The 16,441-nt window shown below is 47.3% G+C and carries 12 protein-coding genes; all 12 read left to right on the top strand.

The genetic code is table 11. From position 1 onward, the window contains the following. Positions 1-468 (top strand): phage tail protein, encoded by a 468-nt coding sequence (locus tag OI18_RS05755; RefSeq protein ID WP_039137982.1) that lies wholly within the window; start codon positions 1-3, stop codon positions 466-468. A gap of 4 nt (positions 469-472) precedes the next feature. Continuing rightward, positions 473-640 carry a DUF5908 family protein gene (locus OI18_RS24650; RefSeq protein ID WP_160290197.1) on the top strand — a complete coding sequence of 56 codons (168 nt, stop codon included), beginning with the start codon at positions 473-475 and terminating at the stop codon, positions 638-640. Further along, a complete protein-coding gene (locus OI18_RS05750; RefSeq protein ID WP_052272914.1) occupies positions 640-1,323 on the top strand; it encodes a CIS tube protein in 684 nt (227 codons plus the stop codon). Before OI18_RS24650 ends, OI18_RS05750 begins: the two co-directional genes overlap by 1 nt. A 3-nt stretch (positions 1,324-1,326) precedes the next feature. After that, a complete protein-coding gene (gene vgrG / locus OI18_RS05745) occupies positions 1,327-2,967 on the top strand; it encodes a type VI secretion system tip protein VgrG (RefSeq protein WP_052272913.1) in 1,641 nt (546 codons plus the stop codon). Between the two features lie 10 nt (positions 2,968-2,977). Beyond that, positions 2,978-3,271 (top strand): PAAR domain-containing protein, encoded by a 294-nt coding sequence (locus OI18_RS05740; protein ID WP_039137981.1) that lies wholly within the window; start codon positions 2,978-2,980, stop codon positions 3,269-3,271. 18 nt (positions 3,272-3,289) lie between these two features. Continuing rightward, a complete protein-coding gene (locus OI18_RS05735; RefSeq protein ID WP_039137978.1) occupies positions 3,290-3,706 on the top strand; it encodes a GPW/gp25 family protein in 417 nt (138 codons plus the stop codon). Continuing rightward, on the top strand, positions 3,693-8,294 hold the full coding sequence (locus OI18_RS05730) for a hypothetical protein (protein WP_039137976.1): 4,602 nt from the start codon (positions 3,693-3,695) through the stop codon (positions 8,292-8,294). Before OI18_RS05735 ends, OI18_RS05730 begins: the two co-directional genes overlap by 14 nt. Positions 8,295-8,296: 2 nt before the next feature. Beyond that, positions 8,297-11,779: a hypothetical protein gene (locus OI18_RS05725; RefSeq protein WP_039137974.1), complete on the top strand. Its 3,483-nt coding sequence runs from the start codon at positions 8,297-8,299 to the stop codon at positions 11,777-11,779. Between the two features lie 3 nt (positions 11,780-11,782). Beyond that, entirely contained in the window at positions 11,783-13,144 is a 1,362-nt protein-coding gene (locus OI18_RS05720; RefSeq protein ID WP_039137973.1) for a contractile injection system tape measure protein, read from the top strand. 4 nt (positions 13,145-13,148) lie between these two features. Further along, positions 13,149-14,531, top strand: a complete 1,383-nt coding sequence (locus tag OI18_RS05715; protein ID WP_052272912.1) for an ATP-binding protein — start codon at positions 13,149-13,151, stop codon at positions 14,529-14,531. 10 nt (positions 14,532-14,541) lie between these two features. Continuing rightward, positions 14,542-16,020 carry an eCIS core domain-containing protein gene (locus OI18_RS23660; RefSeq protein WP_052272911.1) on the top strand — a complete coding sequence of 493 codons (1,479 nt, stop codon included), beginning with the start codon at positions 14,542-14,544 and terminating at the stop codon, positions 16,018-16,020. Then, a partial coding sequence (locus OI18_RS05705) for a hypothetical protein (RefSeq protein WP_039137971.1) occupies positions 16,001-16,441 on the top strand: 441 nt, incomplete at its 3' end. The genes OI18_RS23660 and OI18_RS05705, both read left to right, overlap by 20 nt.

Here is a 16,441-nt window from a genome sequence, read left to right as displayed (position 1 = left end):
ATGCCGCATTATTATCCGCCAACCGGCTTTCACTTTAAAGTAGAGTTCATGGGCGTTGCAGGAATGAACAGTGATACCGAGCAGCGGTTCCAGGAGGTTACCGGATTGTCCTTCGAGATCGAGACAGAAGAAGTTCGCGAAGGTGGTGAGAACAGGTTCAGTTATAAGTTTCCGAAGCGGATCAAATATCCCAACCTGGTGTTGAAGAGAGGCCTTCTTAAAGGCACAGCGATAAGAGACTGGTTCAAATCTGCCATCAACACCTATTTCACGGTTGCGGTTTATGATTTTAAGCCAGCGGATATAATGGTTACCCTGCTTGATGATGCCGGTTTGCCAGTGGCACAATGGAATGTCGTTCAGGCATACCCGTTGAAATGGTCGGTGTCTGACCTTAAGGCTTCTGATAATTCGATTGTAGTGGAGTCCATTGAGTTGGCCTATCAATATTTTGAAAGAAAAATTTAACACCATGCCTGTTTTAATTAACGAGATCATCATCAGGGCAATAGTTGATCCCAAACCAGAAGCAACAAATGCGGAGGGTGGGTTGAATTGTCCACCCAGCGGAAACACCGGTATGGATCCCGAAATGGCGGAAAAGATCCTGGAGATCATCCGGGAAAAAAATGAACGATAATGGATGCCCAAGCTGCCATAAAACTACCCTTCAACCTGAAGATCATTCCAACTACGAAGGAAGGAATCCCATTTGGCGTTCCTTTCCTGGCTATGTTTAACCCGGAAACTTTTTCGATCAAGGATGAAGTGGAATGGTCTTCAAAATGTGCAATAGCAAAAGCCGGCGATGATCCTAAATATGTGCGGGTTAAACCCCGTACGTTCACCATGGAATTTGTGCTCGACGGAACAGGCGTAAATACAAACGGGGTGAAGATCCCTGTTACTGCACAGGTTGCGTTATTTCGCGCCGTTACCACCAATGTGAGGGGCAATATCCACAGACCTCCATACCTGTTGGTACAATATGGAACCTTTGTCAATACCTGTATCATCAATTCTTCCAGCGTTACCTATACGATGTTCGACATGTTCGGGCTGCCGATCAGGGCTAAGATCTCCGCTACTTTCACGGAGCGGACTGTCGGCGTATTGAATGATATTCTTGGTATGCTTTCGTCGCCGGACATGACACATGTCATTGAAGTAGACAAAATAAACCTGCTGCCACTACTAACCCACCAGGTCTATAATAACCAGATGTACTACCTGCAGGTTGCGCGGATCAATAAACTGAAAAACTTCAGGCGTCCATTACCTCCGAAAACCAGGCTATTGTTTCCACCCATTTCAACTGATTAAAGCATGGGAGCGTTAGACATTTTATCCAGTTTACCACCGGGTGCTGAAAAGGCAACGGATGTGGTGAGCTTTAAGGTGTTCCTCAATGGAGATGTTTTGTCTGCATCTGTCCCTTTGGTTCAGATAGTGGTGAACAGGACTTTCAATAAAATCGCCTCTGCGAAGATCGTATTCCTCGATGGGTCTGCATCTGACCAGGATTTTCCATTGAGTGCAAACGATAAATTCAAACCTGGCAGTAAGATGAAAGTGCAGCTTGGTTACCATGGGGAAGTGGATACCGTATTCGAAGGCGTGATTGTTAAGCAATCGGTGAAAGTACGGCAGCAGGGCTCTTCATTGCTGACGATTGAGGCGAAAGACAAAAGTATCAGTCTTACGCTAGGAAGAAAGAGCGCCTATTTCAACGATAAGACCGACACCCAGGCAATTGAATCAATTGCTTCGGATTTAAGTCCTGATGTGGAGAATACGCAATTAAAACACAAGCAGCTGGTGCAGTTCGAAAGCACCGACTGGGATTTCATTATCACGCGTGCAGAAGCAAATGGACTGTTGGTGCTGACTATGGATGGCAAGTTGATAGTGAAGTCACCGGGTACGGATTCAGCCCCGGTCCTGAAGGCGGAATACGGGAAGAACATTCTCGAGTTTGAAGCGGAGATGGATGCACGCAGGCAAATGAAGGATATCACTGCATATGCATGGAATTTTACGGAGCAAAAAATTCTGAAGGGAACGCCCACCAGTGTGGATTTTTCGGAACCAGGAGACATGTCTTCGAAAGATCTTGCGAAAGTGCTTGATGCGTCTGTGGTGGTCAGTCATTCGGGCTACCTCGCACAAAAGCAATTAGAAGCCTGGTCAATGGCAGTTGACATGCGGCAGAAATTATCAAAGGCAGCAGGCCGGGTTCGTATTGAAGGCAAGGCTTCAGTGAAGCCTGGGGATATGATCACGCTTAGTGGTGTGGGTGACTGTTATAACGGCGATGTTTTCGTAACAGGTGTGTTGCACCAGTTTGAAGGTTACTGGCAAACTGACATCCAGTTTGGCTGGAAGGAAGAATGGTTTTATAAAAAGGAGGATGTGATGGATAAGCCTGCATCGGGCTTGCTTCCGGGTGTAAATGGATTACAGATAGGGACAGTACTGGATACTGATGACAAAGATGGACAATTCCGTGTAAAGGTGCATATCCCGATTATCCAGTCAGGCAATGAAGGCATCTGGGCAAGGGTTGCTACGCTTGATGCCGGAAAGGACAGGGGCTCTTTTTTTCGGCCAAAAAAAGGAGACGAAGTAGTGCTCGGGTTTTTGAACGACGACCCGCGTGATGCCGTGATCCTCGGATGCCTGCACAGCAAACAGGAACATCCGTCGCCACTTCCAAAAGAAAAAGATAAGCCTGAGTTTGGCTTTGTTACAGAAAAAACGAAACTGGTTTTTAATGATGACAAGAAGAGCCTGACACTTTCTGTGAAAGCAGATGCGGGGGAGAAATCAATTGTCATTAATAATGGAGATGGTGCAATAGAAATGAAGGACGGGTCCGGGAATAGTATTGTTATGGGGAAAGACGGGATAACCATCAAAGCAAGCAAAGATGTTGTGATCAAAGGAGCCAATGTAATGATCAATTAAAAAGATCTATATGCCTGAAGCAGCAAGAGTTGGCGACGACCATACCTGCCCGATGACGAATCCCAATGGAAGTCCGCATAAGGGTGGGAAGATTATGGGACCCGGTTCACCGGATGTGAAAATCGGCGGTAAGCCTGCCGCACTGCTTAATGGTCCATGTATTTGTACCGGTCCACCTGATACGATCCAGAAGGGTTCGGCTACGGTGAAAATCAATGGGCAGGCGGCGGTGAGAAAGATGGACCAGACTGCGCATGGTGGATTTATCAGCGAAGGTGAATCCACGGTAATTATAGGAGGTTAACATTAAACCCTGGCAACTATGGACAGGTCATTTTTAGGGACAGGATGGAATTTTCCGCCCACTTTCCGCCGGGAATGGTATGGTGTGGAAATGCTCAGCAATGAAGAAGATGTAAAAAGCAGTATCTACATCATTTTATCTACCATAACAGGGGAACGGATTATGCTGCCAACTTTTGGTTGCAACCTGATGCCTGAATTATTCAAACCCATGAATGCCTCCAACGTGGCCTTGATGGAAAAATTTGTCCGTGAAGCGTTGGTATTCCATGAGCCTCGGATCATCGTGGAAGAGCTGGTCACAACGGTCAATGCGGAAATGGGACGGCTGGACATCGACGTCGGATATACCATTATCAGCACCAATACCCGTACCAACTATGTGTTCCCTTATTACATTTCTGAAGCAACCAACCTGGTAGATGAAACAGTGTAATTGTCATCCCGATTTTTTTCGTGACGGCTCCGGGCAGCTTGCCCGGTACCTGAAAGCTTTGGATCCCGGTTATGCGCAAGTTGATGAAAGAAGTATTTCTGATTTGCTTGTGTTTGCCAGGAATTACGCAGAAAAGGTCAGGTTCTATGACGTGCCGGACAGCCAGCTGGCGCATACCGGTAATGCAAAAACAAGCTGGGTGGAATTTTTTCGCCGGGACATGGCCGTTATTGCTGCTTCAATTGCAACGGTTAATACTGACAGGATAAAGCAATATTATAGCAGTTTGCGGAACGCAGCTGATGATTACCCTGGCCATGCTTCTTTTGGAAAATTGTTTAAACCGGTTGTGGACCTTGTTGTTCTTGTTGATGACTGGTTTGCAGTGTCGATGCCTGGCCATCCCTTACATGAAGATCTTGGTCTTGCAATAGCATCCAACTTAAAACCGCAGCTGGATAAACTGCGGGCATACGAAGCCGGATTTTTACAGGTAGATCCCGCGCATCCGTTGAAAGTAGATTACCGTGCCATCCGGAATAAGGAGCTGTGGGGATTGCAGGATGTTATTGGTCCCGATGCCAGTATTTATGAAGGCACTACCCCGGATCAAAAGATCCGTATGGGTTCATTGTATGTTGATGATGTATTCAATAGTTTTTTTGGATTCGTTGACCGGCTGGTTGGTAATTCGGAGCAGTATCTGCAGTATGCACTGCAGCAATATCCAGCTCACCAGCCACATATGGCACTATTCATTTCTTTCTTACAATTGTTCAGCCTCGCACAGCAGCAGGTAAATGAACTCACCGGCAGGATTCTTAATTTTTATTATCGCGATGTATTGCGGCTTGCGGCAAAACCAGCCATTCCTGATCGTGCATTCGTGGTGTTCGAACTGGCAAAAGATGTTGCCAACTATCACCTTCCGCAGGGCACTCCATTGGACGCGGGGAAAGATTCTGGCGGCAAGCCACAGGTATATGAAACCGAAACAGACCTGGTTGTAAACCAGGCAAAAGTGAAAGAACTTAAGACCCTGTTTGTTGACAAAGGAACGAGCCTGTTACCTGCTATCAATGGGTTTTACGCAAGGCCGGTAGCGAATTCAGCGGACGGCTTTGGAAAAGCATTTGAAGGTGTTGCAGGTAAATGGCATACGTTCGGAAAGGGTCGTTTTAACAGGGAGAAAGCAACGAATCCCTGTACTGCTATTGAACAGGAAAAAGAAGAGTCCAATGCCGTTCGCCAGACACAGATCGGGTTTGCGCTGGCTTCTCCCCAGCTGGTGTTGCAGGGTGGAAGGCGACTTGTCGTGTGGACTTTCCGCGATCTCGAAAAATTTTCTGCGAAATTCTCAGAGAAGAATATTGAAATCTGGCTTTCGGCAGAAAAAGGTTGGATGAAATTAAAGCCATCCTTCGATGACAAACAAAGGAAAGACCTGATTGATGTAAAGGAATCGGACAGGTATCAATTCAATAATGAACCACAACAGGAAGGATTTTTTGTGGTTGCGGGAAGGCTGTATATCTACCTCCCTGTTTCAGCCGAAGCGATCATACCATTTGACCCGCAACTGCATCCGGGGTATAAATATCTCACAACCTTCCCGGTAATGCAGGTTATGCTTGGTCCCGAAATTCTTCTCGATTATAAATCATACGAAGAATTAAGTTTTGTGAACCAGGAATTATGGGTAAAGGTAGGTTCTATCAACCCATCCGGAAGGGCTGGTGAGCGGCTCAATATGGATGGCCTTAAAAAACTGTTACTGAAGAATGATGAAGGATTGATTGCGCCTGGAAAGCCATTTGATCCTTTCACTGCATACCCGCTTAATGGAATGAACTTTTTTATCGGCAGTGATGAAGTGTTCAATAAGCCGATAGACCATCTATCCGTGAATGTAGAGTTCATGACAAAGGATGGAAGGATTTCGAGTACGCTGATGCGTGCAGGCTTTGGGATGGTGAGGGGCGCAATATTGGACAGGCGGGAATGGAGAAGGCTTCATCCAAAGGATAAACCTGAGCAGGAGCTGACAATGGGTGACCTTACTCTTGATGTGCTAGAGGGGCAGTCTAATATCCAGCCGCCTCTGACAAGAACACCCCTAACTTATAATTCAGATTTTAATGAAGGCAGCCTGAAAGGCTTTATCAGGCTTGAAAATATTCAAACCGATGACATCTTCGATGCCAGCGATCTATTTGAAAGGATCCAGAAAGTTGCACTACAGCTGAAGATCAAGGAAATTTCCGTCAGCTATTCTTCCATACTCAGGGAATTTGACCCGAAGATCGACCAGTTCTTCCATGTGTATCCATTTGGTATTGCTGAGACACTGATTCGTGGAAGGCAGTATACAGATGTATTGGTACCCATTGTTCACAGGGAGACCTTTACGAGCCGGAACACAGCTGAGCGATTGCTGGCGAGGGCAGATATTTTAAGCGGACCTGATGCGATTGCCCTGGAAAGAGACGTGATAAAAAAAGATCCGCCACAGGTTGATGCGTTGCAGAAGCTCCTGCCTCAGTTCACATATGTGAGTCCGTATGCTGAGTTGTCAAGGAGCCCGGTAAACATCCGGGCATACAAAAGATTGCTGGAAAAAAATGCTGACCTGGATTGGTCATCCGAGATGGTTCCACGCATCATTGGCATGAGTGGTATCAGGGAAAGACTGGATGGGAAGAAGAACCAGTATTCAGGTTCGATCCAGGAAGAAGGGATACTATATATTGGGCTGGAAAATTTATTGCCGCTTCAGTCTGTATCCCTGCTGTTCCAGTTTGCAGAAGGCAGTGCGGAAGATGAGGACAATGATCCGCCACCGGTCCATTGGTCATACCTGTCGGGAAATGAATGGAGACCGTTACAACTGGAGAATATAGTTTCAGACAGCACCTATGGCCTGCAGGCTACCGGCATTATTAAGCTGGATGTTCCTGCAGATGCCAACCTCGTTCACACGATCGTTACTGATGGCCTGGTTTGGTTTGCGGCCAGTGTGACCAATCATCCGGAAAGGTTTCCCATGTTGATCAACGTGGTGGCGCAGGCCGTTGAAACGAAATTCGAAGACCATAGTAATGATGATTCGCATTTCGACCAGGCTTTGCCTGCGGGTAGCATCGGCGGCCTTGTGACCAAAGTCGAAGAAGTAAGTACAGTAAGCCAGCCTTTTGCATCTTTTGATGGTAAAAGCAGGGAATCGGGACGCGCGTTTTATACACGGGTCAGTGAACGGCTCCGGCATAAAGCCCGGGCTGTTACGCCCTGGGATTATGAGCACCTTGTATTGTACCGCTTTCATTCAATATATAAAGTGAAAGCAATTCCGCATACGGATCCTAATTGTATTTGCCGTCATACCCAATCAACCAGCAGCCCGGAAAGAACATATCAACTGAAGTATAATGCAGATAAGCAGCTCGATCCATTGAGCAGTCGGTTGGTTGAGGAGATTGTCACGCTATTGAACGGGATCCCTGTGCCCAAGGCCGAATTTATTGCCTATGCGCCGGACGGAAACCTGGCAAGTGCGGTCGAGATGGCCAACAAGGTAATAACGCTGATAAACCTAAGTACGACATCCATTGATTTTGTACTGCTCTCTGTTGACCAGGTAGTCGATGACGGACCACCTCGAACGATTGACGTAAAAGTTTCAAACATTCCTGTTGTAGTTACTAGAAATTGCTGTGGACCACAGGTTTCACCAGGCCACGTACTCGTGATTCCGATCGCTAACCTGAAGAACCGGAATGCAGTGGATATTCTTCGACCCAAAACGAGCAGGATGACAATGATCGCGATCCGAAAATACCTGGAAAAAAGGACATCACCGTTTGTGAAAGTCCATGTGCGCAACCCATTGTACGAGCAGGTACAGGTGCAATTCAAGGTTCAGTTTCGAGCTGGGTTTGACAAAGGGTATCACCTGAAGAAGCTGAATGATGAAATTGTCCGTTTCCTTACGCCGTGGGCTTTTGACGAGAACGTTGAAGTCAAATTCGGCCAGAAGATCTATGCTTCTGCTATCATCAATTTCATTGAGGAGCGCAGTTATGTCGATTTTATAACGGAGTTCCTGATGTATGTGTGCCGCGATACATGTTGTCCGCCCACTCCCGAACCGGAACGCTTCCTCGTTCCGGCGGCCGATGCCTTAAAGAGCAGCAGCTGGTTTGCGGGTAAAGATGAAATGCTCCTTGCTTTTTCGGAGCTATGTGGTTGCAGCAGTGTAGAAGTACTGATTGAAGACCGGTCGCAATTTGCGGGAGAGGTAGTGGCGCGACCATCTTCTGCCCGGGCGATTCTTGTGTCGGCGCCGCAGCATATCATCATACCTTATGATCCACCAGAGGTTATTTCACCCTGCGAGGCAAGGTCCAGGCCACAACCACCCCCGGCGACTTTTGTTCCGGGTGACCTGATACCTGCAGACGGTCTGCTGCCCCCAATACCATTCGACCGGCCGCCCAGGGACGCCCCAAGGGCAGCCACAAGGGAGACCTCTGGCCCGAAAGTTCCCAGGGCTCCGGTTAAAAAACGAAAACCGCCACGGAAAAAATCCTGAGTATGGCAAACGCGATTTCACTCATAAAGGCAAACCCACTTACTCCTGCCGAAGATTTTCCTTTGCTCAGGCGTAAAGGCATCAAGCAGATCGAGGACCTTGGACACGAAAATTGGACCGAATTCAATCCATCAGATCCAGGCATTACCATCCTCGAAGCAGTTTGTTATGCCATTACCGATCTCGGCTACCGTTCGGGATTCGACGTGAAGGATTTGCTGGCCCCGGAAAAGCCTGGTGCCGACAGCTGGCGGCAGATATTCTACACGGCACGAAAGATTTTACATAATGGACCGCTCACATTAAACGATTACCGCAGGATCCTCATCGATATCGAAGGCGTAAGGAACGCCTGGATCCAACCCAGTAAGGATTACGAAGTTCCGGTTTGGGTGGACTATAACGTTACACGACTCGACACACATGAGGATTGCAGTTGTCCGGACCATGAGATTGAAGAATGCCAGGGAAAACTGGATGTTTATCCCACCTCAAAAGAAAAAGTGATTGCAGGGAAAAAAGAATACATCGAGGAGTTGACAAAAGAGATTGATGAGCGCAAAGAAAAAATGGAGGCTCTGTCGGGTAAGGAAGGTCGTGAGGAAGAAGTCGCCCGGTTAAAGAAAGAAGTTGAAGTCTTAACGGCAATCAGGACCCGGATCAGCAACGAAGTAATTGCCATTACTGCGGGTACAAAGAAGGTTATGGATGCCAAGATCGTGGAGTTTGAAGGCCTGTATAATGTAATGATAGAATTCGAAGAGGATGTGGCACAAAACAACGATCGTAAGGAAGAAGTAAGGGACCAGGTGCTTGACCGCCTGTTATGTCACCGCAATTTATGCGAGGACTTTCTGACCATTGATACGGCTGACTATGCAGAATTTGGACTGGGTGCGTCTATTTCGCTGGAGGAATATGCCGATCCCGACAAAGTGCTTGCAGAGATTTTTTTTACTGTATATAAGTATTTCACTCCATCAGTTCCCTTTTATAGTTTATCGCAGCTGATCGGGAAAGGATGGCAGATCGATGACATTTTTGAAGGGCCGGCTTTGGAACATGGGTTTATCGATGAAGCGGAATTAGAGAAGACAGATTTGTTCCGTGATATTCGTCTTTCTGACCTGATCAATGAGATCTCGGACATCAGTGGATTGAAGGCAATCACTTATTTCCATCTGCCGTTCACCGGTTTTGACCAGCCGGACTCGGGCGTGAATTACTTTTATCAGTGGGTCCGCCAACTTCGGCAGGAGCGGAAAATCGCCCGCATAAAACCTGAACTGTCTAAAGTGATTTTTTGCAAGGAGCGCGAAACCATCACCTATTATACCGGGAAGCCGGATGATCGTCGGCCGGAACGAATGCTGAAACTATTCCGTGACCTTAAAACATGGGAAAGGAAATACAAGCTTGAGCTGGAAGAGAAAGAACTTGACCTGCCTGTTCCGGAAGGCGAGTATATGGAAACTGACGACTATTACCCAGTCACCTATTCGCTGCCGATGTGTTACGGGGTGAGTGATCATGAAGACCTTCCTTCCGATGCGACACCAAAAAGAAAAGCACAGGCACTGCAGTTGAAAGGTTACCTGCTTTTTTTTGAACAGTTACTTTCTGATTTCCTTGTGCAGTTGAATCACCTGCGCGACCTGTTTAGTTTCGATGACCAGGTAAAACATACCTACTATACGAGGGTATTAAGTGAACTGAAGGATTTCCGATATCTCGTTATTGATTCCATGGATCGTGGTGAAAACAACTGGGAGCAAATTGAAGATGATTTTGAAAAAGCATTGTCTGCAATAGTTGAAACGCCATTCGTTTTTGAAGATCGCCGTAACCGGTTCCTCAATCACCTGCTTGCCAGGTTTGGTGAAGATCTTTCAGAATATGAGAATATCATGCACTGGTTAATGCCGGAAAGTGCAGCCCAGAAATTGATCCGGGACAAGACAGCGATACTCCGGAATGACGAATACTTTGAAATCAGCAGTAATCGCGCGAAGGCCTACGACTATAGCAAACAAAAAGTTTGGGATACCAGGAATGTTTCCGGGGCAGAAAGACGCGTGAGCAGGTTACTGGGATTCCAGGATGTCCGGCGACGTACGCTGGCAAGCGAGTCCATTGAAGTGGAGGACTACGATCCGTCAGCGGGTGAGCACCATCGGCACAGGGCCGGCGGGCGACATAAAAAAGTAATCAAGGTCGTTGACCCTGCAAATCGTGAAAGAACACTGTTGACAAGTGTGCCGGTGAAACGGGGTTGCTGTACAGATACACTGATCACTGCGATCCTGGAACATGCGGATGAGCGGAAGTTTTTCCAGTTTAAGAGCGGTCCGCCGGAGCATGGTCGCCGTGATGGTCCAAGAGGGCCTTATTCATTTGAACTGTATGATGATGTCAATATGGAAGAAGCTGCCCTGTTGGCAACAAGTGCGGAATTTGAAACTGAACGGGAAAGGAATGCGGCATTTGAACACCTACAACGGGTGATGCATGAAGTCAACAGCAACGAAGGGCTCCATCTCGTAGAGCACTTGCTGCTGAGACCGAGGCTTGACATTGTACTGGATGAAAGGGGGCAGAACATCGATGTGGAATTGCTGGACATCTGCCTTGACAGTTGCGACCTGGGTATTCGATTGAACCAACCAACCGAAATTCCACCTTATGCGAAAAAAGTGTATCGGCTGCCGGCGAAGAAATGTTTTGATAAAATGCCGTGGATCCTCGAGTACCTGCGATGGAACAAAGCCACAAAGAAGTATGAGACCTCTGTGCTTTTCCAGGAAGTAAATAAAGACAATAAGAATCCTGTACCACTTAAGTTCCGGCGGTATGAATTTCTCGCGGCGCGGGTAAAGGACCTGCGTGAGTTTGGTGCGGAATGGGTGAACTATGAAATAGTTTCCAATGAGGAAACAGACCCGGTAAAATTGAAATACGCGTTCATTATTTATGGAAGAAAAAGAGCAGTGCTCGCCAAAAGCCTTTACATGTTCAACAAACGGACCGCGGCACAGGTTGAAGCGAATGTGCAGGTTGCTGATGATGTGGAGGAAGAAATCCTGCAACTGATGAGGTACTTCGGTTTCGAACTTGATCTCTATTGCCAGGCCGATCCATGCGACAGCAACGAAGATCCCTATTCTTTCCGGGTTACGGTAGTGTTGCCCTGCTGGCCACGAAGACTACGAAATCCTACATTCCGTAACCTGGTGGAGAAAACCATTGATGCGGAATTTCCGGCGCATGTACATGCCCGGGTAAAGTGGGTGGGCTGGCTGGAAATGAAACGTTTCGAGCTCGCATACCGCGAATGGCTGGAAGAAATGGCGGACACACATATGCCGGATTATCCTGTGAACAATCATTTGGTAAGGGTGATCGATCGCCTGCAATCCTGTGGCTGTTGTCATGATGATTGTGAAGACGATAATGATCACAGGCCACGTTCCATTATTAACCGTTAAAAAGTGACACACCAGGTCAATAAATTGCTGTTTGAATTTAAATGTCCCGATGAGGACAGTGCTTTCCTATTGCGGAACAGCATAGTTGATCTTCAGGAACAGGCCATTGAACTTGTGGACAATATCAGTTCCAGGTATGCAGGTGAGGATGAATGGATCCGGATTGACAGGCTTGAGATTGACCTTGGACAGTTTGGTCCTGATGCTCTTTCCAGTGCTTTTTCAACTGTATTTGGCGACAGGTTTGAAAGAAGCCTTAAGGGAAAGTTGTCCGGTGCATCGCCGGGGGTTAGAACGTTTTCGACCCTGCGGTCGAAATGTACCCTGCTACAACATTTCCTGTTAACAGGCTCATTGCCGTGGTGGGCAGACAGCAATGCCACGGATATACAACAGATTGCAGGGGAAATTATGGCTGAAGAGCCCGGAGCTTTTCGGCGCTTCCTTTACGATCGCAGGCGCAATTCTTTTTTATGGATGAGGGTGAGACTTCAATTGAATGATGACACAAAAGCGCTGATTATTTCAGCATTTGACGAATTCCAAACAGCTGAATCATACCTCTTGCAAGTTACCACCAGGCATTTTGAACAGGCAGGCCCTGCAAACTTTAGCCAACAACAAATCAGGCGATGGGTGCAGGATACTGTGTTTACAGAAGCCATATCGATCATCAATGATCCTGGTAATCTGAAAGTGTTGAAAAATACTTTAGCCAAACATTTGCCCGGGTTTTCTGCGGAACAGGCAGGGAATACAGTGGCATCAGAACTTTTGAAAGTTAAACCAGTTATAGACGAACAGGTTGAAGCAGAACTCTTGTTTTCTGAAATGCCTGGGGAAGAAAATGGCAACGAAACCAACGGCCTGGTATATATGGCCAGGAACGCCGGGATAGTCCTGTTGGCAGCATTTCTTCCCGACTTCTTTGACAGGCTGGGAATGCTGGAGAACAACCGGTTTGTAAATAAGGAAGCTACCCACAAGGCTGTTCACCTGGTTTGCTACCTGGCGACCGGCAAAGTGAGGGAGCCGGAATTCAGGTTGCTGCTGGAAAAACTTTTATGTGGTATACCAGCAGGGGAGCCGGTTCCATTTGATGTCGAATTACAGGAACATGAAACCAACGAAGCAAGCCAGCTGCTTCAATCGGTATTATCACATTGGAAGTCGTTAAAAAACACCTCAATTGAAGGGCTGCGTGAAAATTTCCTGAAGCGCGACGGGTTGGTGAACAGGAAAGAAGAGAGCTGGTTGCTGAGGGTAGAAAGAAAAACATTGGATGTATTGCTGGATCATATTCCCTGGGGTATTTCGACGATCCGTTTACCCTGGAACAATTTCACGATCGAAGTAGAATGGTGAACATATGTTTGAACACAATGTAATCAGTGAGGCCGTGCAGGCTAATGGCCAAAGTAACCATAATGCAACAGCATTGCTGCATGAAATGGAATGGTTTACTGCGGTAGTCAATGCGCGGTTGAGCAGCTATTTTCAAGATGGAAAAAATGGGAATGGCATGCATAACGTTATGCCGGACCTGACCGGGGATCCTTCTGTTTATGCTGAATTCGTGAACTATTACCAGTTGAGTCGTGATGAACGCCTGTTGCTGATGCTGGCCATCATTCCACATGTTCAACCACATTTGCTCGATGTGTTCTTTATGGTCAACCCTTCGTTAGGACGGGGGTATACCGAGTTCGGGGGTATTAAGGCAAACCGGCACAGCGGGTTTCTGCCGACTGTTGAAACGGCATTTTTTATTCTCGCCGGAAACGACCTGGGGCGCCGGTTCCAGGTGCAGAGACTTTTTGAGCCGGACCATATATTCTCGGGTCACAATATTCTGCATTTCGACCAGGATGGGGCAGGGGAGCCATTCAGTTCAGGCAGTCTCCGAATTTCTGAAGAATACCTGGATTTCTTTACAACTGGTCATTACCGCAAGCCACAGTTCAGCCAGGATTTTCCTGCACGGCGTCTTACTACATCCATGGATTGGACAGATCTCGTCGTGGATGAATTTACCGCTCAGCAACTTGACGAGCTGCGTGTATGGTTGAAATACGGAAAGGTTCTTGCAACCGACTGGGGTATGCAAAAAAAGTTAAAGCCGGGTTACAAGGTCTTGTTTCATGGTCCCCCCGGAACAGGCAAAACACTAACTGCCTCATTGCTCGGCAAACTATATCATCTCGATGTTTACCGGGTCGACCTGTCAACGGTCATCTCCAAATACATTGGCGAAACGGAAAAGAATCTTGAGAATGTATTCCGCAAAGCGGAAAACAAGAACTGGATCCTCTTCTTCGATGAGGCGGATGCTTTATTCGGCAAGCGAACCAATATTTCGGATGCACATGATCGGTATGCAAACCAGGAGATTGCTTATTTATTGCAGCGGCTGGAAGATTATGCAGGACTTGTGATCCTTGCTTCGAATATGCGCAGCAATGTTGATGAAGCGTTCACCCGGAGATTGCAGTCGATTATTCATTTCCCAAAGCCGCAGGAAAAGGAGAGGCTGAGGATCTGGAACAATGCTTTCAGCCCTAAGTGTGAGATTCCGCCGCCTGAAGAAATGCAGCGGATCGCACATTTATATGAATTGTCGGGGGGCGCTATTATGAACGTAGTACAATCTGCATCCTTACAGGCGTTGAACCGGGAGGACAACAGGATTTCGCTCGATGACCTGTTGCAGGGCATAAAAAAGGAATTCCGGAAAGAAGGTAAAACCATTTAAACAGGAGCCTATGCGGGGCAGAAAAACAAGACCGCGAAAAAGTCACGTGCCGGCGGCAGAATCCGCAGGCATTTCGCCTGTCCAGCGAAAGGAGAATTCCCCTGTCGGAAGTCAAAACATCGTAACCAGTGAGTCAGTGAGTGATGCGATTACTACAGGCAAGGAAAACGGAAAGCCGATTGAAAGGCCGACCGCGAGTTTTATGGAAAGCAGGTTTGGGACCGATTTTTCAAATGTGAAAATTCATGACGATGCAGAAGCCTCAGACCTGGCGCAGCGGTTAAATGCACAGGCCTTTACAGTTGGAAACGATATCTGGTTTGATAAAGGGAAATATTCGCCAGGCACCAGTGACGGAAAAAAATTGCTTGCCCATGAACTGGCGCATACCATCCAGCAACGGACTGCCACCAAATCTATTTTTAAAAAGGACGAACCGAAGACGGACGCTGAAAAACTGGGAGAATACATAGCCAAAAATGACAATGCAGGTTGGGGTGCAGCATATACCCTGCTGAACGGGATGTCGATTGTTCAAATGCTGGCGTTATTAAACGGCCTCACACTTTCAGACCTGGATAACCTTGTGTCACATGCTGATGATGCAAAAAAAGCCAGCGCCATTGGTGAAGGAGGTGTAAACCGGATCCTGGCAGCGGCCTATGCAGTAAAGTCAGTTAAGGATCCAAAGATGCCGGACGCAGATATAGAAACCGCGAAGGAAAAAGCATTGACCATACCCGTTGACCAGCGGATTGAGATCGTCACCTACCTGTCAAAAAGCAAAAGTAAGGCTGCAATAAAATTAAAAGAGATCCTGCAGAAACCATTGCTGGGATATGTGGCATCCGGGTATGATTACAGTCGTCGTTTCCTCAGGCATTCCGGGAAACTTGGTTTCGATATTGCAGCAGGAACCGCGGGTCTGCCGAGCGGTGAATGGAAAGGAGATGATCCTGAGCCGCAGGACAAGAGTATAACTGAAGCGGCCATCAAGGCATTTGAAGTTTCAGATCTTATATTCTTTTCCGGGCACCAGTATGCGCAGAAGGGAAGGCCGGGGTTGTTTACCAACGATACAAGCGAGTCATGCTTCAATATGAGCCTGATCTCGAAAAAACTTAACCGCGTAAAAGTGGTGGTGAGTACCAGTTGTGCGACCATCTGTAAGGCACCGGCAAAGATCTTCAGTGAAAAATTCCCAAACGCCATCATCCTGGGATATCGCTTAAGTGCGCCATTGAATGGGGCAATTTTAAGTGATGCCTTTGCAACTGAACTGGCGAAGAAGGGGCCGCTGGACCTCAGCAAAAGTGCCGACATAGAGAAAATAAAAGCAGCCTGGAGGAAAGTAGCCATCAGTAGCGGTAGCAAGGAAGGAGAGCCAGGCATCATCGAAGGGGAAAATGTTGAATTCTGGCGTGAAAAGAAACAAAAGTGGCTCACCTTAAAATGGGACAGCAAAGAAAATGAATGCGCACAGCACTAATGTCCTTGTGTCGCCGACTTCAACCGGCACGCCCGCAGCGGTTCAAACGCCTGCGGCAACTGCTTTGCACGAAGAACCCATCCAATTTAAACTGACTATCGGGGCGAAGGATGATCCCTTGGAACTGGAGGCAGATACCATGGCCGACCATGTAATGCGTATGCCCGCAGAGTCTTTTGTGCAGCGGAAATGTGCTCAATGTGAGGAAGAGGAACGTGTGCAAAGAAAATGTTCCCAATGTGAAGAAGAGGAGCATGAAGAGAAAGTGCAAAGAAAGCCGCTGGCAAGTTTCATCCAAAAGAAATCATCGGGTGGAGAAACACCGGGTGAGGCTGTCAGCAGCGGGATAGAGGCGGGGAGAGGAAGAGGAAATGAAATGGACGCTTCATCGCGATCATTCATGGAGAATCGTTTTGGTGCT

Source organism: Flavihumibacter solisilvae, from assembly GCF_000814475.1.
In the GTDB taxonomy this organism is placed as follows: Bacteria; Bacteroidota; Bacteroidia; order Chitinophagales; family Chitinophagaceae; genus Flavihumibacter; species Flavihumibacter solisilvae.
Note: the sequence above shows the minus strand (reverse complement) of the source record. Positions and strands in the feature narration are given on the sequence as shown.